The 21,171-nt window shown below is 63.8% G+C and carries 20 protein-coding genes; 10 read left to right on the top strand and 10 right to left on the bottom strand.

The window, feature by feature from the left end:
* Nucleotides 1-146: 146 nt before the first annotated feature.
* A complete protein-coding gene (locus IAE38_RS07550; RefSeq protein WP_201216840.1) occupies nucleotides 147-893 on the bottom strand; it encodes an NRDE family protein in 747 nt (248 codons plus the stop codon).
* Between the two features lie 130 nt (nucleotides 894-1,023).
* Here IAE38_RS07550 and IAE38_RS07545 point away from each other — a divergent pair, with 130 nt between their 5' ends.
* From IAE38_RS07545 to IAE38_RS07535, 3 genes are read left to right on the top strand one after another with little or no spacing between them, the layout of a single operon-like run.
* Complete coding sequence (locus tag IAE38_RS07545; protein ID WP_201216838.1) at nucleotides 1,024-1,806, top strand: sulfite exporter TauE/SafE family protein; 783 nt, start codon at nucleotides 1,024-1,026, stop codon at nucleotides 1,804-1,806.
* A gap of 16 nt (nucleotides 1,807-1,822) precedes the next feature.
* The gene (gene lgt, locus IAE38_RS07540) at nucleotides 1,823-2,629 is read left to right on the top strand and encodes a prolipoprotein diacylglyceryl transferase (protein WP_201163006.1); all 807 of its coding nucleotides are present in this window, start codon (nucleotides 1,823-1,825) and stop codon (nucleotides 2,627-2,629) included.
* Nucleotides 2,630-2,680: 51 nt separating this feature from the next.
* Nucleotides 2,681-3,652 carry a thymidylate synthase gene (locus IAE38_RS07535; RefSeq protein WP_201216836.1) on the top strand — a complete coding sequence of 324 codons (972 nt, stop codon included), beginning with the start codon at nucleotides 2,681-2,683 and terminating at the stop codon, nucleotides 3,650-3,652.
* A gap of 9 nt (nucleotides 3,653-3,661) precedes the next feature.
* Here IAE38_RS07535 and cadR read toward each other — a convergent pair whose 3' ends face one another.
* Nucleotides 3,662-4,105 (bottom strand): cadmium resistance transcriptional regulator CadR, encoded by a 444-nt coding sequence (gene cadR, locus IAE38_RS07530; RefSeq protein WP_028632081.1) that lies wholly within the window; start codon nucleotides 4,103-4,105, stop codon nucleotides 3,662-3,664.
* A gap of 78 nt (nucleotides 4,106-4,183) precedes the next feature.
* Between cadR and IAE38_RS07525 the strand changes: the two genes are divergently transcribed.
* Nucleotides 4,184-6,445, top strand: a complete 2,262-nt coding sequence (locus IAE38_RS07525) for a heavy metal translocating P-type ATPase (RefSeq protein ID WP_201216834.1) — start codon at nucleotides 4,184-4,186, stop codon at nucleotides 6,443-6,445.
* 22 nt (nucleotides 6,446-6,467) lie between these two features.
* On the opposite strand, the gene IAE38_RS07520 is transcribed toward IAE38_RS07525, so the two are convergent.
* The gene (locus IAE38_RS07520; RefSeq protein ID WP_028632079.1) at nucleotides 6,468-7,832 is read right to left on the bottom strand and encodes a GTPase/DUF3482 domain-containing protein; all 1,365 of its coding nucleotides are present in this window, start codon (nucleotides 7,830-7,832) and stop codon (nucleotides 6,468-6,470) included.
* Complete coding sequence (locus IAE38_RS07515) at nucleotides 7,825-9,216, bottom strand: DUF2868 domain-containing protein (RefSeq protein ID WP_201163010.1); 1,392 nt, start codon at nucleotides 9,214-9,216, stop codon at nucleotides 7,825-7,827. Before IAE38_RS07515 ends, IAE38_RS07520 begins: the two co-directional genes overlap by 8 nt.
* Before the next feature lie 54 nt (nucleotides 9,217-9,270).
* On the opposite strand from IAE38_RS07515, the gene IAE38_RS07510 reads away from it, so the two are divergent.
* Entirely contained in the window at nucleotides 9,271-9,786 is a 516-nt protein-coding gene (locus IAE38_RS07510) for a dihydrofolate reductase (protein ID WP_028632077.1), read from the top strand.
* Nucleotides 9,787-9,837: 51 nt separating this feature from the next.
* On the opposite strand, the gene IAE38_RS07505 is transcribed toward IAE38_RS07510, so the two are convergent.
* A complete protein-coding gene (locus tag IAE38_RS07505; protein WP_201163011.1) occupies nucleotides 9,838-11,229 on the bottom strand; it encodes an L-cystine transporter in 1,392 nt (463 codons plus the stop codon).
* Between the two features lie 245 nt (nucleotides 11,230-11,474).
* On the opposite strand from IAE38_RS07505, the gene IAE38_RS07500 reads away from it, so the two are divergent.
* Nucleotides 11,475-12,530, top strand: coding sequence for a haloacid dehalogenase-like hydrolase (locus tag IAE38_RS07500; RefSeq protein ID WP_201163012.1), 1,056 nt, complete (start codon nucleotides 11,475-11,477; stop codon nucleotides 12,528-12,530).
* Between the two features lie 60 nt (nucleotides 12,531-12,590).
* Here the strand turns inward: IAE38_RS07500 and ilvD are convergent, their stop codons facing one another.
* A complete protein-coding gene (gene ilvD / locus IAE38_RS07495) occupies nucleotides 12,591-14,432 on the bottom strand; it encodes a dihydroxy-acid dehydratase (protein WP_201163013.1) in 1,842 nt (613 codons plus the stop codon).
* Between the two features lie 477 nt (nucleotides 14,433-14,909).
* Between ilvD and IAE38_RS07490 the strand changes: the two genes are divergently transcribed.
* Nucleotides 14,910-15,566 carry a magnesium transporter gene (locus IAE38_RS07490; RefSeq protein ID WP_080667808.1) on the top strand — a complete coding sequence of 219 codons (657 nt, stop codon included), beginning with the start codon at nucleotides 14,910-14,912 and terminating at the stop codon, nucleotides 15,564-15,566.
* A 50-nt stretch (nucleotides 15,567-15,616) separates the two neighbouring features.
* Here the strand turns inward: IAE38_RS07490 and IAE38_RS07485 are convergent, their stop codons facing one another.
* Entirely contained in the window at nucleotides 15,617-16,813 is a 1,197-nt protein-coding gene (locus IAE38_RS07485) for a class I SAM-dependent rRNA methyltransferase (RefSeq protein ID WP_201163014.1), read from the bottom strand.
* Between the two features lie 66 nt (nucleotides 16,814-16,879).
* Entirely contained in the window at nucleotides 16,880-17,419 is a 540-nt protein-coding gene (locus tag IAE38_RS07480) for a type 1 glutamine amidotransferase domain-containing protein (protein WP_060480828.1), read from the bottom strand.
* 190 nt (nucleotides 17,420-17,609) lie between these two features.
* Here IAE38_RS07480 and IAE38_RS07475 point away from each other — a divergent pair, with 190 nt between their 5' ends.
* Both IAE38_RS07475 and mutM read left to right on the top strand, forming a co-directional pair.
* Nucleotides 17,610-18,428 (top strand): HDOD domain-containing protein, encoded by an 819-nt coding sequence (locus tag IAE38_RS07475; protein WP_201163067.1) that lies wholly within the window; start codon nucleotides 17,610-17,612, stop codon nucleotides 18,426-18,428.
* A gap of 3 nt (nucleotides 18,429-18,431) precedes the next feature.
* Complete coding sequence (gene mutM, locus IAE38_RS07470; RefSeq protein WP_028632070.1) at nucleotides 18,432-19,244, top strand: bifunctional DNA-formamidopyrimidine glycosylase/DNA-(apurinic or apyrimidinic site) lyase; 813 nt, start codon at nucleotides 18,432-18,434, stop codon at nucleotides 19,242-19,244.
* A gap of 24 nt (nucleotides 19,245-19,268) precedes the next feature.
* Here the strand turns inward: mutM and IAE38_RS07465 are convergent, their stop codons facing one another.
* Together IAE38_RS07465 and coaD are read right to left on the bottom strand one after the other, a co-directional pair.
* Nucleotides 19,269-19,520, bottom strand: a complete 252-nt coding sequence (locus IAE38_RS07465) for a YfhL family 4Fe-4S dicluster ferredoxin (protein WP_028632069.1) — start codon at nucleotides 19,518-19,520, stop codon at nucleotides 19,269-19,271.
* A 107-nt stretch (nucleotides 19,521-19,627) separates the two neighbouring features.
* A complete protein-coding gene (gene coaD, locus IAE38_RS07460) occupies nucleotides 19,628-20,107 on the bottom strand; it encodes a pantetheine-phosphate adenylyltransferase (RefSeq protein WP_028632068.1) in 480 nt (159 codons plus the stop codon).
* Nucleotides 20,108-20,312: 205 nt separating this feature from the next.
* On the opposite strand from coaD, the gene IAE38_RS07455 reads away from it, so the two are divergent.
* On the top strand, nucleotides 20,313-21,167 hold the full coding sequence (locus tag IAE38_RS07455) for a sulfurtransferase (protein WP_201216832.1): 855 nt from the start codon (nucleotides 20,313-20,315) through the stop codon (nucleotides 21,165-21,167).
* Nucleotides 21,168-21,171 lie beyond the last annotated feature (4 nt).

Below are 21,171 nucleotides of genomic sequence, written 5' to 3'. Positions count from 1 at the left end.
ACCGAGCGCCGCCCGCGCGGCGCATCGCGAGCTTTGCTCGCTCCTACGCTTGTTTCGGGCCAGTCACGCCTGTGGGGGCGCGCGCGACCGCCCTGTTTGTACGCCATGAGATCGCGCCATGCGCCAAGGCGTTCGCGCGGCTGGCCTCACACGTCCAACACCACCTCTCCCAAATGCCCCCCAAAGGGCCCGAAACTGCGCTCGACCATCCGCCGCCTGCCCTCGGCATCCACAATCAGCACTGTACTCGCCCGGGTGCCGTAGTTCTGGCTGGCGATGAACACGCTGGACAGCAACCTCTCTGTTGCCAGCCCCACGCCTGTCTCCGGTAATTCACCGTCAGCAGCAGGCTGGTTATCCGCCAGCAATGCCAGCAGCACTTCCGGCTCGGCCGTTTCCAAAAGATTTTCCAGCCGGCTGCGTGCCTTCACCAGCTTTGGCCACGGAGTATCCAGGCCCCCATTGGAAAGCCCGTAGACCCCGGCCCCCAGCAGACGCGGTGCAGCCTCCCGGGCATTCACATAGCCCAGCCGCTGCCCATCACCTACCAACAGGTTGAACCCGGAATACTGGCCGCTACGGCCGGCCACCTCGTCCAGGTATGCCTCAACCCCCAGTTCACCCTGCAGGTAAGCCGCAACCAGCTCGCCCCGTGATCGGGGGCCAAGGGGCTGGCCGGGGTCACGAATGTTGGTCAGCGCTGCGAACCGCCCCCGGGGCCCCACACCCAACCAGGTTCCACCCGCTTCCAGATCGCGGCCCGCATGTACGCCGGGGGCATCACCCCATGGGGCAAGGGCCTGGGTAGGGCGGGCATAGAACTCGTCGCGGTTGCCCGCCACGATCAGCGGCAGGGCATGCTCTGGCCGCCAGGCGAATACGATCAGGCACATGGGCCCGGCCTCCCTGTTTTCTGCCACTGTACCCAGGGTAACAATGCAGATCCATCGTGATGCAGAGTTCACTAGAGCGCCAAGGCCGGCTTCCGTTACCATGCCGGATTGATTTTTCGGGGGATGCCGAATGGAATTCGTGCTCTATCTGCTGTTGGGTGCATGCGCCGGGGTACTGGCCGGGCTGTTCGGCGTGGGGGGCGGGATCATCATCGTGCCCGTGCTGGTGTTCAGCTTCACCTTGCAGGGCTTCGATGCCTCGGTGCTGACACATCTGGCGGTCGGCACCTCACTGGCAACCATCGTCTTCACCTCGATCAACGCCGTGCTCGAACACCACCGCAAGCGCGCGGTGCAGTGGCCGATCTTCGCCTGGATGACATTGGGTATCCTGCTGGGCGCCGGTATCGGCGCCAAGACGGCCTCGTTGATCCAGGGGCCGATGCTGCAGAAGATCATCGGCGTATTCGCCCTGGTCATCGCTGTGCAGATGGCGCTGGACCTCAAGCCCAAGGCCAGCCGTGGTATCCCGGGCAAGCCTGGGCTGATCGCGGCCGGTGGCGTCATTGGCTGGGCCTCCGCCATCTTCGGTATCGGTGGGGGCTCACTGACCGTGCCGTTCCTCACCTGGCGCAGCCTGCCGATGCAGCAGGCGGTGGCCACATCCTCGGCGTGCGGCCTGCCCATTGCCGTGGCCAGTGCCCTCAGTTTCATGGTGTTGGGCTGGCACGAGGCAAACCTGCCGCCCAACAGCCTAGGGTACGTGTACCTGCCGGCGATGGTGGGTATTGCCGTCACCAGCATGTTTTTCGCACGTTTTGGCGCGCGCCTGGCTCATAGGCTGTCGCCACGCCTGCTCAAGCGCCTGTTTGCGGCACTGCTGTTCAGTGTTGGCCTGAGTTTTTTGATTTGAACCAAGAGGAAGTTACATGCTGCCTTACCCGCAGATAGACCCCGTGGCGGTGGCCCTGGGGCCATTGAAGATTCACTGGTACGGGCTGATGTACCTGGTTGGCATCGGCGGCGCCTGGCTGCTCGCCACGCGGCGCCTGAACCGCTTCGATCCCACCTGGACCCGGGAAAAGCTCTCCGACCTGGTGTTCTGGCTGTCGATGGGGGTAATTGTCGGTGGGCGGCTGGGCTATGTATTGTTCTACGACCTGCACGCCTACCTGTCCAACCCCACCCTGATCCTTGAGGTGTGGAAGGGCGGCATGTCGTTCCACGGCGGCTTCATTGGCGTGATGCTGGCGGCGCTGTGGTTCGGCAAACGCAACAACAAGTCGTTCTTCGAACTGATGGACTTCGTTGCCCCGCTGGTACCCATCGGCCTGGGCGCAGGGCGCATTGGCAACTTCATCAACGCCGAGCTGTGGGGCAAGCCTACCGACGTGCCTTGGGCGATGATCTTCCCGCCATTCAGCGACCCGGCGCAGCTGCCGCGCCACCCGTCGCAGCTGTATCAGTTCGCGCTGGAAGGCGTGGCGCTGTTCGCCATTCTCTGGCTGTTCTCGCGCAAACCACGGCCAACCATGGCGGTGTCCGGCATGTTCGCCTTGTTCTACGGCATCTTCCGCTTCATCGTGGAGTTCGTACGTGTGCCGGACGCCCAGCTGGGCTACATCGCCTGGGGTTGGCTGACCATGGGTCAGATTCTCTGCGTGCCCATGATCCTGGCTGGCCTTGGCCTGATCTGGTGGGCTTATAATCGCAAGCCCACGGCGACACCCGCCTGATTAATCCCGCGGCAGGGGCGATCCCCCTGCCGTATTTGCTACAGGTAAGCCATGAAACAGTATCTGGACCTGGTCCGCGACGTCATCGACAACGGCACGCTGCAGGGAAACCGCACCGGCATCCGCACCATCAGCCTGCCAGGTGCCATGCTGCGCTTCGACCTGCAAAAAGGCTTCCCCGCCATCACCACCCGCAAGCTGGCGTTCAAGTCGGCCATAGGCGAAATGGTCGGGTTCTTGCGCGGCGTACGTAACGCGGGTGAATTCCGTGAACTGGGTTGCAAGGTCTGGGACCAGAATGCCAACGAAAATGCCCAGTGGCTGGCCAACCCGTTCCGCCAGGGGCATGACGACCTGGGCGAGATCTACGGCGTGCAATGGCGCCAATGGCCGGGGTACAAACGCATCCCGCTGAGCAACCCGGCGGCCATCGAGAAAGCCGAGCTGGCAGGTTTTCGCCGCATTGCTCAGGACGAAGAAAACGGCGTGGCGTTTGTCATCCTGTACAAGGCCATCGATCAGGTGCGTCAGTGCCTGGACACCATCGCCAACGACCCGGGCAGCCGGCGCATCCTGTTCCACGGCTGGAACTGCGCCCAGCTGGATGAAATGGCGCTGCCGCCGTGCCACCTGCTGTACCAGTTCCACCCTAACGTCGAAACCCGCGAGATTTCCCTGACGTTGTACATTCGCTCCAACGACCTGGGCCTGGGCACACCGTTCAACCTGACCGAGGGCGCGGCGTTGCTGTCGCTGTTCGGCCGACTGACCGGTTACACCCCGCGCTGGTTCACGTATTTCATTGGCGATGCCCATGTGTATGAAAACCACCTGGACATGCTCAACGAGCAGCTCAAGCGTGAGCCGCTGGAGGCGCCCAAGCTGGTGATCAGCGACCGCGTGCCGGCGTTTGCCGAGACTGGCAAGTACGAGCCGCAGTGGCTGGAGCAGATCGAGCCGGGCGATTTCTGGCTGGAAGGGTATGAGCACCATGCGCCGATGACAGCGCCGATGGCGGTGTAGGGTACAGGGTCAGTGGCCGTGACTGCGGCCGACATGTGAATGCTCCACATCGGGCACTGAAACCGCGCCATTGGTCTCCAGCTGTTGCAAGATGGCGCATTCTGCCCCCTGCCTGTTACAGCGCCGGCGCAGGTCCACCAGTTGCTCCTGCAACGCTACCAGGCCGTCGATGCGTGCCTGGACGTGCTCGATATGCTCGTCGATCAGCGCGTTCACGCTGCCACAGGAGGCCTGGGGGCTGTCGCGCAGTTGCAGCAGGCTGCGTATTTCTTCCAGGGTCATGTCGAGCGTGCGGCAGTTGCGGATGAACGTCAGGCGCTCCACGTGGGCCTGGGTGTATAGCCGGTAGTTGCCATCGGTGCGGGCGGGCTCCGGCAACAGTTGCTCGCGCTCGTAATAGCGGATGGTTTCTACCGCACACTCGGTTGCCTTGGCCAGTTCGCCGATTTTCATCACTCATCCCCCATAATGGCTTGACCCTATAGTGGCTACAGGGTGTTCACTTGGCAACAGGCCATTTAAGGACACCCCATGAACCAGCCTGTCAGCCACGACCACAAGCCTGATCACGACCATGGCGATCACGCCCATAGCCATGCCAGGCACAACCATGCCCCGCATGCGCACGCTTGCTGTGGCTCGCAAGCGGCGCCGGCCCTGGTACAGCTGACCGACAATGCCAGCGACCAGGCGCAACTGAGCCGTTTCCGCATCGATGCCATGGACTGCCCGACCGAGCAGACGCTTATCCAGGACAAGCTGGGCCGCCTGGCCGGCATCGAGCAACTGGAGTTCAACCTCATCAACCGCGTGCTGGGTGTGCGTCATACCTTGCAGGGTACCGCCGAAATCGAGCGGGCCATCGACAGCCTGGGCATGAAAGCCGAGCCGCTGGGTGACGAGGATGACGGCGCTGCCACTGCCGCCCAGCCGGTGAAGAGCCGCTGGTGGCCGCTGGCCTTGTCAGGCGTGGCGGCGATCGCTGCCGAAATCGTGCACTTTGCTCAACTGGCCCCGCAATGGGTGGTGGCGGCATTGGCACTGGCGGCCATTCTGGGGTGCGGCCTTGGCACCTACAAAAAGGGCTGGATCGCCCTGAAAAACCGCAACCTCAACATCAACGCCCTGATGAGCATTGCCGTGACCGGCGCGTTGTTGATCGGCCAGTGGCCTGAAGCTGCCATGGTGATGGTGCTGTTCACCGTCGCCGAGTTGATCGAGGCTCGCTCACTGGACCGCGCACGCAATGCCATCAGCGGCTTGATGCAACTGACGCCGGACATGGCCACGGTGCAACAGGCCGACGGCCAGTGGCGTGAGGTTGATGTGCGCGAAGTGGCCATCGGCGCGCTGGTCAGGGTGCGCCCTGGTGAGCGCATCGGCCTGGATGGCGAGGTCACCAGTGGGCAGTCGAGTGTCGACCAGGCGCCGATTACGGGCGAAAGCCTGCCTGTGGAAAAGGCCGTGGGCGACAAGCTGTTCGCCGGCACCATCAACCAGGCCGGGGCGCTGGAGTTCCGCGCCACGGCGGCCGCCGGCCAGTCGACCCTGGCACGCATTATCAAGGCTGTCGAACAGGCCCAGGGCGCACGTGCGCCTACCCAGCGCTTCGTCGACCGTTTCTCGCGCATCTACACCCCGGTGGTATTTGCCATCGCCCTGGCAGTGGCGGTTCTTCCGCCGCTGTTCACGGATGGCGCCTGGTTCGACTGGATCTACCGTGCGCTGGTGCTGCTGGTGGTGGCCTGCCCCTGTGCCCTGGTGATTTCCACCCCGGTGACCATCGTCAGCGGCCTGGCCGCTGCGGCCCGCAAGGGCATCCTGATCAAGGGTGGCGTGTACCTGGAAGGGGGGCGACACCTGGATTTCCTGGCGCTGGACAAGACCGGCACCATTACCCACGGCAAGCCAGTGCAAACCGACGCTACCGTGCTGCAGCCGCTGTTCGAAGGCCGTGCCCAGGCACTTGCCGCCAGCCTGGGCGGGCGCTCCGACCACCCGGTGTCGCGTGCCATTGCACAGTTTGGCCAGGCACAAGGCGTGGCCACCCAGGAGGTGCAGGACTTCGCCGCACTGGCTGGTCGTGGCGTGCGCGGTACCATCGAGGGCCAGGTGTATCACCTGGGCAATCACCGCCTGGTGGAAGAGCTGGGGTTGTGTTCGCCCGAGCTTGAAGCCCAGCTGGACGTGCTGGAGCGCCAGGGCAAGACCGTGGTGCTGTTACTGGACAGCTCTGGCCCGCTGGCACTGTTCGCGGTGGCCGATACCGTCAAGGAAACCAGCCGTCAGGCCATTGCCGAGCTGCATGAACTGGGCATCAAGACCGTGATGCTGACCGGTGACAACCCACATACTGCCCAGGCCATTGCTGCGGTAGTGGGGATCGACCGTGCCGAGGGTAATCTGCTGCCTGCCGACAAGCTCAAAAGCATCGAAGCGCTGTATGCAGAAGGCCATCGGGTGGGCATGGTCGGTGACGGGATCAATGATGCGCCGGCCCTGGCGCGGGCCGAGGTGGGCTTCGCCATGGCCGCAGCAGGCACCGATACCGCCATCGAAACCGCCGATGTGGCGCTGATGGACGACGATTTGCGCAAGATCCCGGCCTTCATCAGGCTTTCGCGGCAAAGCGCAGCCATCCTCATGCAGAACATCGTGCTGGCCCTTGGCATCAAGGCGATCTTCCTGGCCATTACCTTCGCGGGCATGGCCACCATGTGGATGGCCGTGTTCGCCGACATGGGCGTGAGTTTGCTGGTGGTGTTCAACGGCCTGCGCCTGTTGCGCAAGTAGAGGATACTAACGGCCTGGGGCGTTAAAGCTGCTGGGCCAGCGCGTCCAGTTGCTCTTGCCGTTGTGGCTGGTTCACTTTCGCCCCCGGGTTGAGGGTGGACCACTGCGGATGGGCACGGGCACTGACCAGCGCCTCTGGCAACTTGCCCTGCCGCCAGGCCTTTTCATCCAGCTCACCCAGAAGAATGCTGTGCTGGGCCGCATGCCCCCGGTTTTCCAGCGCCACCAGCAATTGCTGCTGACGCAGGGCCAATAAGCGCAGCACGGTATCGTCCACCGTCAGCTCACGTTTGCCCTTCAGTTTGCCCATCAGCCGTGAACCATAGCTGCGGGCTGTTTGCAGCGCGCCGCCGGCGATGGCCCCGGCCAACGCTGCAGCACCTAACGTCAGGCCGCCGACCAGCAGGTCGACCCCGGCGCCAGCTGCTGCCCCGGCCGCTACGCCACTGCCCAGGCGCACCCCCAGCAGCTTGAGGGTTTCGGGGTTGAACAGGTCGTCACCCCAGCGCCCATCGAGCAGCGGCAGGTCGTTGGCATGGGCATCCTCGCGGCGAAAGGCATACAGCTTCAACAGGGCCTCGACGCAGCGCTGTTCACGCTGGCGCACATCATCACGTAATGCCCCGATGGCCTGGGCTTCTGCCGCAGGCTCGGCCGCGACGCTGCGCCGGCATGCAGCACAGTCCAGCAGCAGTTCGGCGATCAGGCGTTTGGCGCTTTGCCGGCGGGCCAGGCGCTGCGCCTGCTGGTCGTCGATCAGCCGCTGCAGGTTGGGGCGGGCGTTTTCCAGCAGCAGGGCCAGGCTTTCGTAGAGACGCCGCTCACCATCCTCGGGCGGGGCCACGCTGTCGAACCGCACCAACGCGTGAAGCCCAAGCCTGGCAAGGGCTTCACGCCATTGGGGCTCGCGGTGTTGCTGGCTGGCGACAAAATTGAGCACCGGCAGCAGCGGCTTGCCGCAGCTGGCCAGTACCTCAAGCTCGTCTCGGTACTTGGCCAGCACCGGCTCGCGCGCATCAATGACGTACAGCCCGGCATCGCTTGCCAGTAATTGGCGCAGCACCTTGGCCTCCTGTTCGAAACGCTGGCGGGCTTCGCTGCCCTGCAAAAAGCGCTGCAGCCGTGCCGGGCCATCGAGCCGTTCACCGGGGCGCTCCAGGCGCTCGAGGTAGTCGAGCAGGGCGATGGCATCTTCCAGGCCGGGGGTGTCGTACAGCTCAAGCAGGGGTTCGCCGCCCACCGACAGGCGCGCCCCTTCCACGTGACGGGTGGTGCTGGGGCGGTGCGATACCTCGCCAAAGCCGACGTCGCGGGTAAGCGTGCGCAGCAGCGAGGTCTTGCCGACGTTGGTGTGGCCAACCACGGCCAGTTTAAGTGGCTCAGTCATGGCCAAGCTCCAGCCAGGTCAATGGAGGCGCCTCGCCATGGTGCAGGCCAAGGCGATCAAGGGCTTCGTGCCAATCGCCCAGGCGTTGGGCGTCCACCGTCAGCCCAGGGGTTGCTGGCAGCAGCCAGACCCGTGTGCTACCGGCCGTGCGCGCCAGCTCGGCCAGCAGGGCCAGGCTACCGCGGTCAGGAGAGCGGCTTGGGTCACAGGCGATGGCCAAGCGCGCCGGGGGGAAGCGGCCCAGCTGTTCAAGCAGGTGGTTGCGCGACTCACGGCTGTCGAGCACGCCGGCGTCGGTCACGCCTGCGGGTAGCGCGGGTGGCCAGGGCCGCTGGTCGTCCAGCTCCAGGCCGACCAACAGGCCGCCGCTGCCGTCGCCTGGCATTTTGCCTGCCGTGAACGCCGGCAGGCTTTCAGGGGCGTCGTCCTGCACGCCCATGCGCTCGCTGTGGGGCATCAGTGCCTCGCGCAGTGACGCATAGCCGGGCAGGTTCAGGTCCAGGACCAGGCGGCTGCGGCCTTGTCGCCAGCGCCACAGGCACAGCCCGGCCAGCAACAGGCGCGGGAGCAGCCCGAACACCAGCACCACACCCAGCAGCCAGCTGGCCCAGGCCTGGCGGGTCAAGGCCAGCGCCGGCAGCGTGTCGCCACTGGCGCGGACCATGGCCGGGTCGGGTACCGCAAAGCCCAGTAGCCCAGGCAGCGCCCCCAGTGCCTGGGTCAAGGAGATGAACGGGTCGGCGGCCAGCAGGGTGGTTTCCCACACGAAGCCGTAGCGCCGGGTGGCAAGCAGTGCCAGCATCACCCCCATGGCGCTGAGCATCGCCACCAGCCACAGGCTGTTGACCAGCAGGCCCAGCACCCAGCGGTTCAGGCGCTGGCGTTGCAACAGCACCAGCAGAGCCGGCGCCAGCTGTGCGGCCTTGGCATCCCTGGCAAAGCGCTCACTCAACCACAGCCACAGCCGGCCAAGCACCGCACCCTGCTCGCCGCTGAGCATGAAGCCGGCGGCCCAGCCCAGCAACATCAGCAGGTTCAGGCCAAGCAGGCTGCCCAAGGCCCAGAACACGTTCACCGGGCGCTGCCCGTCGCCCAGGGCTGCCAGCGCCAACCCTGCACCACTGAGCAGCGCCATCAGCAGCAATGCCAGCAAGGCCAGACGGGCGCCTTGCTTCCAGTGGCGCAGCGCCGTGGTCATGCCATCGCGATCTGCCAGCAGCAACGCACGGGTTTCCACACGGGTCGCCAGCTCGCCGCCTTGCTGGCGGGCGCGGCGGTTTGCTTCCTGGTCTTCCAGCGGGCCGGCGTGTTCCTCGCGCAGGCGTACTGCTTCGGTAAGCCAGCGCTTGTCCAGGGGGGTGAGGGCAGTCACGAAGTCTTCCATTGCACAGGTCTGGGCAGAAGCATAACCCACCCGGCCGGTGCTATTCTCGCTGGCATGAATACATCACTGCCCCTCAGCCTGATCGCGGCGTATGCCGAAAACCGCGTGATAGGTATCGACAACTCCATGCCCTGGCACCTGCCGGGGGACTTCAGGTATTTCAAGGCCACCACCTTGGGCAAGCCGATCATCATGGGCCGCAAGACCTGGGATTCGCTGGGCCGGCCACTGCCAGGGCGGCTGAACATTGTGGTCAGCCGGCAACCGGGCCTGGCGCTGGCTGGCGCCGAAGTGTTCGGTTCGCTGGAGCAGGCGCTGGTGCGTGCCGAGCAGTGGGCGCGTGAGCAGGGCGTCGACGAGCTGATGCTGATCGGCGGTGCGCAGCTGTATGGGCAGGCACTGGAGAAAGGGTTGGTCAGCCGCATGTACCTGACCCGGGTGGCGTTGTCACCCGAGGGCGACGCCTGGTTCCCGGCGTTCGACCCGCAACAGTGGGCACTGGTGTCCAGCGAGGCCCAGGTGGAGGAGGGGAAGCCTGGGTATCAGTTTGAGGTGTGGGACAGGGTTTGACAGCGGGCGGTTGCGTGGGGGCCGGCGAGCCCGCCCCCACCTCTGTGAACCTCAGGTATGGCTCAGCTCGGCGTGCTCGTCGTCTGCCAGCACTGCCTTGTCGGTTTCTTTCAGCAACTGGCTGGTCACCACCCCTGCGGTCATCGAACCGTTGACGTTCAATGCCGTGCGCCCCATGTCGATCAGGGGTTCCACCGAAATCAGCAAGGCCACCAGCTCAACCGGCAAGCCCATGGCCGGCAGCACGATCAATGCGGCGAACGTGGCGCCGCCACCTACGCCTGCCACCCCCGCAGAACTCAGGGTGACGATGGCCACCAGGGTGGCGATCCACAGTGGGTCGAAGGTGTCGATGCCCACGGCCGGTGCCACCATTACCGCCAGCATGGCCGGGTACAAGCCGGCGCAGCCGTTCTGGCCAATGGTGGTACCGAACGATGCACTGAAGCTGGCAATCGACTGCGGCACACCCAGGCGGCGTGTCTGCGCTTCGATGTTCAGCGGAATACTGGCTGCGCTGGAACGGCTGGTGAAGGCAAAGGTAAGCACCGGCCACACTTTGCGGAAGAAGCGCAGCGGGCTCACTCCGGTCGAGGCCAGGATGATGGCGTGCACCACGAACATCAGCCCCAGGCCCAGGTAGGACACCACCACGAAACTGCCCAGCTTGAGGATGTCTTCCAGGTTGGAGCTGGCTACCACCTTGGTCATCAGCGCCAGCACGCCGTAGGGCGTGAGCTTCATCACCACGCGCACCAGGCGCATTACCCAGGCCTGCAGGGTATCGATGGCCGACAGGGCGCGCTGGCCCTTTTCGGCGTCGTCCTTGATCAGTTGCAACGCTGCCAGGCCGATGAACACGGCAAAGATCACCACGCTGATGATCGACGTCGGTTTGGCCCGCGCCAAATCCCCAACCGGGTTGCTGGGGATGAACGAGAGCAGCAGCTGCGGGATGTTGAGGTCGGCGACTTTGCCTGCATAGTCGCTGTGGATAACCTGCATGCGTGCGCTTTCCTGCGCGCCGGCCACCAGCCCCTCGGCGCTCAGGCCGAACAGGTTGGTCAACACGATGCCGATCAGTGCAGCGATTGCCGTGGTCAGCAGCAGTGTACCGATGCTGAGCACACTGATGCGCCCCAGGGACGATGCATTGTGAAGGCGCGCCACTGCGCTGAGGATGGAGGCGAAGATCAGCGGCATCACGATCATCTGCAGCAAGCCGACATAGCCATTGCCGACCAGGTCCAGCCAGCCGATAGTGGCCTTCAGCACCGGGTGGCCGGCACCATAGATGCTGTGCAGCACCAGGCCGAACGCCACGCCCATTGCCAGGCCCAGCAGTACTTTCTTGGCCAGGCTCCATTGCGTGCGGCGGGTTTGTGCCAGGCCCAGCAACAGGGCCAGGAATGCCAGCAGGTTGAGTGACAGCGGCAGGTTCATTGAAGCTCCAGCGAGAAAAGCGATAAGGGGCATCGCCTCTGTGAGCGATTGCGAACGGAAATGCTAACAGCCTGAAAACAAACGAATTTATACCTAAATGGAATGTGCATAGTCGTTTTTGGAATAACGGGTTGTCGTGCACAGTCATGCGCGCGGCGTTCGTGGCGGCTTTGGGGTCGTTATCCGGGGTTTGCCAATTGCAGCAGTTGCACTAGCGTTGCTGGGTCACTTCAGGAGATTCGTACATGACGTTCGCGCCGAAGACCCTCGCCTTTTTCCTCGCCTCGCTGGTGAGTATCGAAACCATGGCCACCGAGCTCACCCATTGGCCCCCTGAGGCGGCCAAGCAACTCGACAGCATGATTGCCGCCAATGCCAACAAAGGTAACTACGCGGTGTTCGACATGGACAACACCAGCTACCGCTACGACCTTGAGGAGGCGCTGCTGCCGTTCATGGAGAACAAGGGCCTGCTGACCCGTGAAAAGCTCGACCCCTCTTTGAAACTGATGCCGTTCAAGGATACCGCTGAGCACAAGGAGAGCCTCTACAGCTACTACAATCGGCTGTGCGAGGTGGACGATATGGTCTGCTACCCCTGGGTCGCCCAGGTGTTTTCAGGGTTCACCCTGCAGCAGTTGAAACAGCAGGTGGATGAGCTGATGGCCAGCACAGCGCCCATCCCCGCCACCTACTACGAGGGCGACCAGGTCAAGACCCTGGACGTGCAGCCGCCCAAGGTATTCAAGGGCCAGGCCGAGCTGTACAACAAGCTGATGGAAAACGGCATCGACGTGTACGTGATTTCCGCAGCGTCCGAGGAACTGGTGCGCATGGTCGCGTCCGACCCCAAGTACGGCTACAACGTCAAACCCCAGAACGTGATCGGCGTCAGCCTGCTGCTCAAGGACCCCGCCAGCGGCGCGCTCACCACCGCGCGCAAGCAGATCAGCGCCGGGCACTATGACCCCAAGGCCAACGAGCGTCTCGAACTCACCCCTTACCTGTGGACGCCGGCTACCTGGATGGCCGGCAAGCAGGCCGCCATCCTGACGTACATCGATGAGTGGAAGAAACCCGTGCTGGTAGGCGGCGACACGCCCACAAGCGACGGCTACATGCAGTTCCATGGGGTGGATGTTGGCAAGGGGGGGATCCACCTGTGGATAAACCGCAAGGCCAAGTACATGGACCAGCTGAACGGGATGATCGCCAAGCAGGCGGCAGCCCAGGCCAAGGAAGGGTTGCCGGTGACTGCAGACAAGAACTGGGTGATTGTGACGCCGGAGCAGATTCAGTAGGTCGGGCCGCAAAAAGGGGCCGCAAAGCGGCCCCTGTAACCAACCCGAGCAACTGCAGCTTCAAAGCCCGTCCAGCATCGCCTTGTTCCGCACTGCACCCTTGTCGGCACTGGTCGCCAAAAGGGCGTAGGCCTTGAGGGCGGTGGTTACCTTGCGTGGGCGCACTTCGGCGGGTTTCCAGCCTTTCTTGTCCTGCTCGATGCGGCGGTGTGCCAGTTCTTCATCGCTGACCTGCAGGTTGATCGAGCGGTTGGGGATGTCGATCAGCACCTTGTCGCCGTCGCGCACCAGGCCGATGGCACCGCCTGCTGCGGCCTCCGGTGAAGCATGGCCGATGGACAGGCCCGAGGTGCCGCCCGAGAAGCGGCCGTCGGTGAGTAGTGCGCAGGCTTTGCCCAGGCCCTTGGATTTCAGGTAGGAGGTGGGGTACAGCATTTCCTGCATGCCCGGGCCACCTTTGGGGCCTTCGTAGCGGATGATGACGATATCGCCGGCCTTTACCTCGTCGGCGAGAATGCCACGCACGGCGCTGTCCTGGCTTTCGAAGATCTTCGCATTGCCCTCGAACACCAGGATCGACTCATCGACGCCGGCAGTTTTCACCACGCAACCGTCCTGGGCGATGTTGCCGTACAGCACGGCCAGCCCGCCCTCTTGCGAGTAGGCGTGCTCGGCGCTGCGGATACACCCCTCGGCGCGGTCCAGGTCCAGGCTTGGCCAGCGGGTGGACTGGCTGAATGCGGTTTGGGTCGGGATGCCGGCAGGGCCTGCCTTGAAGAACGTGTGCACTGCCTCATCGTCGGTCTGGGTGATGTCCCATTTGGCGATGGCTTCTTCCATGCTGCGGCTGTGAACGGTCGGCAGGTCGGTGTGCAGCAAGCCGCCACGTGCCAGCGAACCGAGGATGCTGAAAATGCCGCCCGCGCGGTGCACATCTTCCATGTGGTACTTCTGGATGTTCGGCGCCACTTTGCACAGCTGCGGCACCTTGCGCGACAGGCGGTCGATGTCCCGCAGGTCGAACGCCACTTCGGCCTCCTGGGCGGCTGCCAGCAAGTGCAGGATGGTGTTGGTGGAGCCACCCATGGCGATGTCGAGCATCATGGCGTTTTCGAACGCCTTGAAGTTGGCGATGTTGCGCGGCAGCACCGACTCGTCGTTCTCGCCGTAATAGCGTTTGCACAGCTCGACGATGGTACGGCCAGCCGTAAGGAACAGCTGCTCGCGGTCGGAGTGGGTGGCCAGGGTCGAGCCATTGCCCGGCAGTGCCAGCCCCAGGGCCTCGGTCAGGCAGTTCATGGAGTTGGCCGTGAACATGCCGGAGCAGGAGCCGCATGTCGGGCAGGCGCTGCGCTCGTACTCGGCGACCTTCTCGTCGGACGCCGTGCTATCGGCGGCGATGACCATGGCGTCCACCAGGTCCAGGCCATGGTTGGCCAGCTTGGTCTTGCCGGCCTCCATCGGGCCGCCGGACACGAAGATCACCGGGATGTTCAGGCGCAGGGCAGCCATGAGCATGCCTGGGGTGATCTTGTCGCAGTTGGAGATGCACACGATGGCGTCAGCACAGTGGGCATTGACCATGTACTCCACGGCGTCGGCGATGATTTCGCGGCTTGGCAGCGAATACAGCATGCCGTCATGGCCCATGGCGATGCCGTCGTCGACCGCGATGGTGTTGAATTCCTTGGCCACGCCACCGGCGCGCTCGATTTCGCGGGCAACCAGCTGGCCCAGGTCCTTCAGGTGTACGTGACCTGGGACGAACTGGGTGAACGAGTTGGCGATGGCGATGATCGGCTTCTTGAAGTCGTCGTCTTTCATGCCGGTGGCGCGCCACAGGGCACGGGCGCCGGCCATGTTGCGGCCGTGGGTGGAAGTCTTGGAACGATAATCAGGCATGAAGCACTCCTGGCGGCTTAATCAGGTCACAAAAAGGGGAGTGAGCTTCTCTTGTCCTTTGTACCGCAGGCCGGTTGCCACAGGCACGGATGGGGCCGAAGACCGCGCGGGATCGCCGCGTGCTTGACCAGAGCTCATAAACCCGCCGGGGATGACTGGCGATGAATAGGCCGATTCTACACCGCTGAGGCGGGGAGGGAACGACGATGTGCCTGGACGGCGGTTTTGGGCTTGTTACCGGTGCCTGTAGGAAACGTCTGAAATGCCCTGCAAAGGGCTGACCTTGCTGCCACCTATCACTATCATCCGGCCGCCGCATGTGCGGTTACACGAGATACATCCTCAATGGACCTTCCCAGTTACCGGTTCCCAACGAACTGCAATCTGGCACTGAGCGCGCCGTCGCCAGGGCTGCCGAAGGCTTGAGCCCGTGTGGTTGAGGTCTGCAGGCGCCTGCATCGGCGCCTGGAGAACTTCATGCAACAGCAAATCGAAAAAAACACCCCAGGTTCGGACGTGAACGCGGCGCTCGAGGCGCAACGCCGCGAAGCCACCGAAGACTTTCACAAGGGTGCTTCCATCACCAACCACATAGGCAACCTGCGGCACGCCACGCTTGGCCTGCTGTACCGCAAGCGCGTGCTGTGGCTGGTGTTGCTGGTGTTCGGCAACCTGTTTTCGGGGGCCGGCATCGCCGCCTTTGAAGAAACCATCGCCGCCAACATCGCGTTGGTGTTCTTCCTGCCATTGCTGGTAGACAGCGGCGGCAATGCCGGCTCCCAGTCGGCAACGTTGATGGTGCGCGGGCTGGCCACCGGCGAAGTCATGCTGCGCGACTGGGCACGCATGCTGGGCCGGGAGTTCGGGGTAGCGTTGCTGCTGGGCTGCACCATGGCTGTTGCCGTCGCGGCGCTGGGGCTGCTGCGCGGTGGGCCGGAGATTGCACTGATCGTTGCCAGCAGCATGGTGGTGATCGTGATGGTGGGCAGCCTGATCGGCATGAGCCTGCCGTTTCTGCTCAGCCGCCTGCGGCTGGACCCTGCAACGGCCAGTGGCCCGTTGATCACATCGATTGCCGATGCGGCGGGTGTGCTGGTGTATTTCGGCATCGCCACGCAAGTACTGGCACTTTAACCTGCAAGGGCATGGATGAGGGGCCGCCAAGCGGCCCCTTGTCGCGCAGGTCAGCTGTTGGGCAGCAACCGGCAGGTGATGCTCTTGATGTAGCGGGTTTCGGCGATGGCCGGGTGCACCGGGTGATCCGGGCCCTGGCCGCCGCGTTCCAGCAACTGCAGGTTGCGGTCCAGGTGGCGGGCGCTGGTCAGCAGGATGTTGTGCAGGTCGTCTTCCGGCAGGTGCATCGAGCAGGAAGCGCTCACCAGAATGCCGTCCTTGCTCAGCATGCGCATGGCCTGCTCGTTCAGGCGCCGGTAGGCCGCTTCACCGTTTTTCAGGTCTTTCTTGCGTTTGATGAAGGCGGGCGGGTCGGCGATGATCACGTCAAAACGTTCTTCGGCCGCTTTCAGCTCGCGCAGGGCCTCGAACACGTCACCCTCGATGCAGGTCAGCTTTTCGCTGATGCCGTTCAGGGCCGCGTTACGTTCAACGCCGTCCAGGGCGAAGCCCGACGCATCCACGCAGAACACTTCGCTGGCACCAAAGGCACCTGCCTGTACACCCCAGCCGCCGATGTAGCTGAACAGGTCCAGTACGCGCTTGCCCTTCACGTAGGGCGCCAGGCGCGCACGGTTCATGCGGTGATCGTAGAACCAACCGGTTTTCTGGCCGTCGCGTACCGGGGCTTCGAAGCGAACGCCGTTTTCTTCCAGCGGCACCCAGTCGGGCACCTCCCCGTACACCGTGTCCACGTAACGCTGCAGGCCTTCTGCATCCCGTGCGGCCGAGTCATTCTTGAACAGAATGCCGCTAGGCTTGAGTACCTGCACCAGTGCGGCGACCACCTCATCCTTGTGGGCTTCCATGGTCGCGGAGGCCAGTTGCACCACCAGGATATCGAAGAAGCGGTCCACCACCAGGCCCGGCAGCAGGTCGGAATCGCCGTACACCAGGCGGTAGCAGGGTTGTTCGAACAAGCGCTCGCGCAGGGACAGGGCCACATTCAGGCGGTGCACCAGCAGCGATTTGTCCAGCGGCAGCTTGGCGTCACGGGACAGCAAGCGGGCGCAGATCAGGTTGTTGGGGCTGACGGCAACGATCCCCAGGGGCTTGCCGTTGGCAGCTTCCAGTACCGCCTGCTGGCCGGCCTGAAAGCCCTGCAGCGGGCTGGCGGCCACGTCGACCTCGTTGCTGTAGACCCACAGGTGGCCTGCGCGCAGGCGGCGGTCGGCGTTGGCTTTGAGGCGAAGGCTGGGCAGGGACATGACGTCGCTCCGGGAAAAAGAGCGGGAGTATAACGCCTGTCCGGCCTTCGCGCTGCCTGCCAGCTGTCAGGCCGACAGGGCCTTCACCAATTGCGCGTTGAAGGCGGGGATGTCATCTGGCTGACGGCTGCTGATCAGGTTGCCGTCCACCACCACCTCTTCATCCACCCATTCGGCGCCAGCGTTGCGCAGGTCGTCCTGCAAGGTCTTGAAGCTGGTCATGCGCTTGCCCTTGGTCAGCCCGCTGGAAATCAGCAGCCAGCCGCCGTGGCAGATCACGGCCAGCGGCTTGCCGGCCGCATCGTGGCTTTTCACCAGTTGCTGCGCCCCGGCAATCAGCCGGATGGTGTCGGAGTTCTGCACGCCGCCTGGCAGCACCAGCGCATCGTAGACCGTCTGGCCGGCTGCATCGAAGGTGGCGTCGACCTGGAATTCATCCGCCGGTTTGTCGTGGTTCCAGCCACGCACCTTGCCTTCTTTCTCACTGAGAATGTGCACCTGTGCGCCGGCCTTGGTCAGGGCCTCGCGAGGGCCGGTCAGCTCGACCTGTTCAAAACCGTCGGTAACCAGAATGGCCACGCGCTTGCCGTTCAATGCTGTGCTCATGGTCTTGCTCCCTTACTCGATGAATATGAGAAACAGGCCAGTGGGGCTAAAGGAAAGTTCCAACGCACCGATTCAATGGTTAGTTTCCTGGCCGCCCGCCGCGTTAGAATTGGCGGTCCCATACGAGTGTGCACGCATGTCCCAAGAACTCAGCGCCGAACAGATCCAGCAAGCCTTGCAAGGCATTACCATTCCGCCGCAGCCGCAGATCATGGTCGATCTGCAGTTCGAGCAGTACATGCCCGACCCGGACCTGGAAACCATCGCCAAGCTGATATCCCAGGACCCAGGGCTCTCCGGTGCCTTGCTCAAGCTCGTCAACTCGCCGCACTTCGGCCTGAGCAACAAGATCGGCTCGATCCAGCGCGCGGTGAACCTGTTGGGCAGCCGTTCGATCATCAACCTGATCAACGCCCAGTCGATCAAGGGCGAGATGAGCGACGAAACCATCGTCACCCTCAACCGCTTCTGGGACACCGCCCAGGATGTGGCGATGACCTGCCTGACCCTGGCCAAGCGCACGGGCATCCAGCCGGCGGACGAGGCCTACACCCTGGGGCTGTTCCATGACTGCGGCGTGCCGCTGATGCTCAAGCGCTTCCCCCACTACATGCAGGTGCTGGAAGACGCCTATGCCAAGGCCGACCAACACACCCGCGTGGTCGATACCGAAAACCGCACGCTCAATACCAACCATTCGGTGGTGGGGTATTTCACGGCCAAGTCCTGGCGCCTGCCCGAACACCTGACCGCGGCCATTGCCAACCACCACAATGCCCTCTCGGTGTTCCGCGACGACAGCTCAAGCAATAACCAGGGCCAGATGAAGAACCTGCTGGCGGTGCTGAAAATGGCGGAGCACATCTGCGCGTCGTTCCGTGTACTGGGCAACCAGGCGGTGGATCACGAATGGAACGCGGTCGGGCCGTTGGTGCTCGATTACATAGGCTTGTCGGAGTACGACTTCGACAACCTCAAGCAGAATATCCAAGAGCTGGGTGGGCGCTGACACATGCCGGAACTTCCTGAAGTAGAAACCACCCGGCGCGGGATCGCGCCGCACCTGGAGGGCCAGCGGGTCAGCCGTGTGGTGGTGCGTGACCGGCGCCTGCGCTGGCCTGTGCCGGAAGACTTGGACGTACGCTTGTCCGGGCAACGTATCGTCACCGTCGAGCGGCGGGCGAAATACCTGCTGATCAATGCCGAGGTCGGCACGCTCATCAGCCACCTTGGCATGTCAGGCAACTTGCGGTTGGTCGAACTGGGTCTGCCGCCCGGCAAGCACGAACACGTGGATATCGAGCTGGAATCGGGCCTGATGCTGCGTTACACCGACCCCCGCCGCTTTGGCGCGATGCTCTGGAGCCAGGACCCGCTCAATCATGAGCTGTTGCTGCGCCTGGGGCCTGAACCACTGACCGACCTGTTCGATGGTGAGCGCTTGTTCCAGCTGTCACGCGGGCGGTCGATGGCCGTCAAACCGTTCATCATGGACAACGCCGTGGTGGTGGGGGTAGGCAACATCTACGCCACTGAGGCGCTGTTTGCCGCCGGCATCGACCCACGCCGGCCAGCCGGTGGCATTTCGCGGGCGCGTTATCTGAAACTGGCGATCGAGATCAAGCGGGTGCTGGCCGCCGCCATCGAACAGGGCGGAACGACCTTGCGTGATTTCATCGGCGGCGATGGCCAACCCGGGTATTTTCAGCAGACCCTGTTCGCTTACGGGCGCGGCGGCCAGCCGTGCAAGGTGTGCGGTACCGAACTGCGGGATGTGAAGCTGGGCCAGCGGGCCAGCGTGTTCTGCCCACGCTGCCAGCGCTGAGCACCCGCTGCTGCCCGCCGGGGCTCAGGCCTTGCCGGTAATCCTGAGGTACTTGGCCATCAGCTGTTCTTCGCTTTCCGGGTGGGCTTCATCCAGCGGGATGCAGTCTACCGGGCATACCTGCTGGCATTGAGGCTCATCGTAGTGCCCTACGCACTGGGTGCACAGGTTGGGGTCGATCACGTAGATCTCTTCGCCTTGGGAGATGGCCTCGTTCGGGCACTCGGGTTCGCAGACGTCGCAATTGATGCAATCGTCGGTGATGATCAAAGACATGGGGGCTCCGGCCGGGGCTCCTGGCCCGGGCATGTTCAACGCAAGGGCACAATTGTGCCGCATTCGCGCCCGCAGTGCACGCGGGCGCGACAAACTGGCAAGCGTGGCTACTGCTTGAAGCGCTCGGTCAGCGCGTCTGCCACCGCCGGGTGGACGAACTTGCTGATATCGCCGCCCAGCGCTGCGATTTCCCGCACCAGGGTCGAGGAAATGAACGAGTAGCGCTCGGAAGGCGTGAGGAACAGGCTTTCTACATCCGGCGCCAGTTGCCGGTTCATGTTCGCCAGCTGGAACTCGTACTCGAAATCGGACACCGCGCGCAGGCCACGAAGAAAGACGTTGGCGCCCTGTTCCTTGGCAAAGTGCGCCAGGAGCGAAGAAAAGCCGATGACTTCGACATTGGGCAGGTGCTTGGTGACCTCACGCGCCAGCGCTACCCGTTGCTCCAGTGGGAACAGCGGGTTTTTCTTGGGGCTGGCTGCCACCGCGATGATCACGGTGTCGAACAGCCGCGAGGCGCGCTCGACCAGATCGCCATGGCCTTTGGTAATGGGGTCGAAAGTACCCGGGTACAACACTCGGTTCATCGCGTCATCCTGGCTGGAGTGCGTTGGGGAGTCGGATGGTAGCGCAGCGACTGCGCCCGGCCAAGTCATGTGGCCGGCTGGGGCCACTATACTTCTCCCCATGCTGCGGCGCGAGGTTTGTGCGCCATCGCCAGGTATTTCATGTACCGTTCAACCAGGCCCTGCAGACCTGGCAAGGCTTGGCGTCATCGACCAGGAGATTGTCATGCCACTTGCGCAACTGATCACCCCACAGCAATTGGCCGAGCGGCTGGACTCGCCCGGGCTGGTGATCCTCGACTGCCGCTTTGCCCTTGAGGATGGGGACTATGGCCAGCGTAGTTACGCTCAAGGGCATATCGCCGGGGCCCATTTCGCCGACCTGGAGCGTGACCTCAGCGGCCCGATCAGCAAAGGGGTGACCGGCAGGCACCCGTTGCCCGACCCGGCCAGGCTGGCCGAGCGGCTGCGCGACTGGGGTATCGACGACGATAGCCAGGTGGTGCTTTACGACGATGGCCCCGGGGCTTTCGCTGCCCGGGCCTGGTGGCTGCTTGCCTGGCTGGGCAAGCGTAGCGGCGTGGCGATTCTGGACGGGGGGCTGAAGGCCTGGCACGCCGCACATTTGCCATTAAGCCTAGACCCACCGCCCAAGCGTCAGGGAGCGTTCGTTGGCAAACCCGACGGCAAGCTGCTGATCGATGCCGAGCACTTGGCCAGCCGCCTGGGTGCGAGCGACCTGACCCTGCTCGATGCCCGCGCGCAGCCACGCTTTCGCGGTGAGGTAGAGCCGATAGACCCGGTGGCGGGGCACATCCCCGGCGCCCAATGTGCGGCCTTTACCGACAACCTGGGGCCTGACGGGCGTTTCCTGCCGCCTGAGCAGCTGCGGCAGCGGTTTGACCAGCAGTTGGCCGGGCGTGCGCCGGAGCAGGTTGTGGCGTACTGCGGCTCAGGTGTAACGGCGTGCCATAACCTGTTTGCCCTGGCGCTTGCCGGTTACCCGTTAGGCAAGCTGTATGCCGGCTCGTGGAGTGAGTGGATCAACGACCCGGCACGGGGTGTAGCGACTGGCAACTGATCGC

This window comes from Pseudomonas sp. S32, from assembly GCF_016648095.1.
Lineage (GTDB): Bacteria > Pseudomonadota > Gammaproteobacteria > Pseudomonadales > Pseudomonadaceae > Aquipseudomonas > Aquipseudomonas parafulva.
The sequence above is the reverse complement of the archived record's forward strand: the minus strand, read 5'-3'. Positions and strand labels throughout refer to the sequence as shown.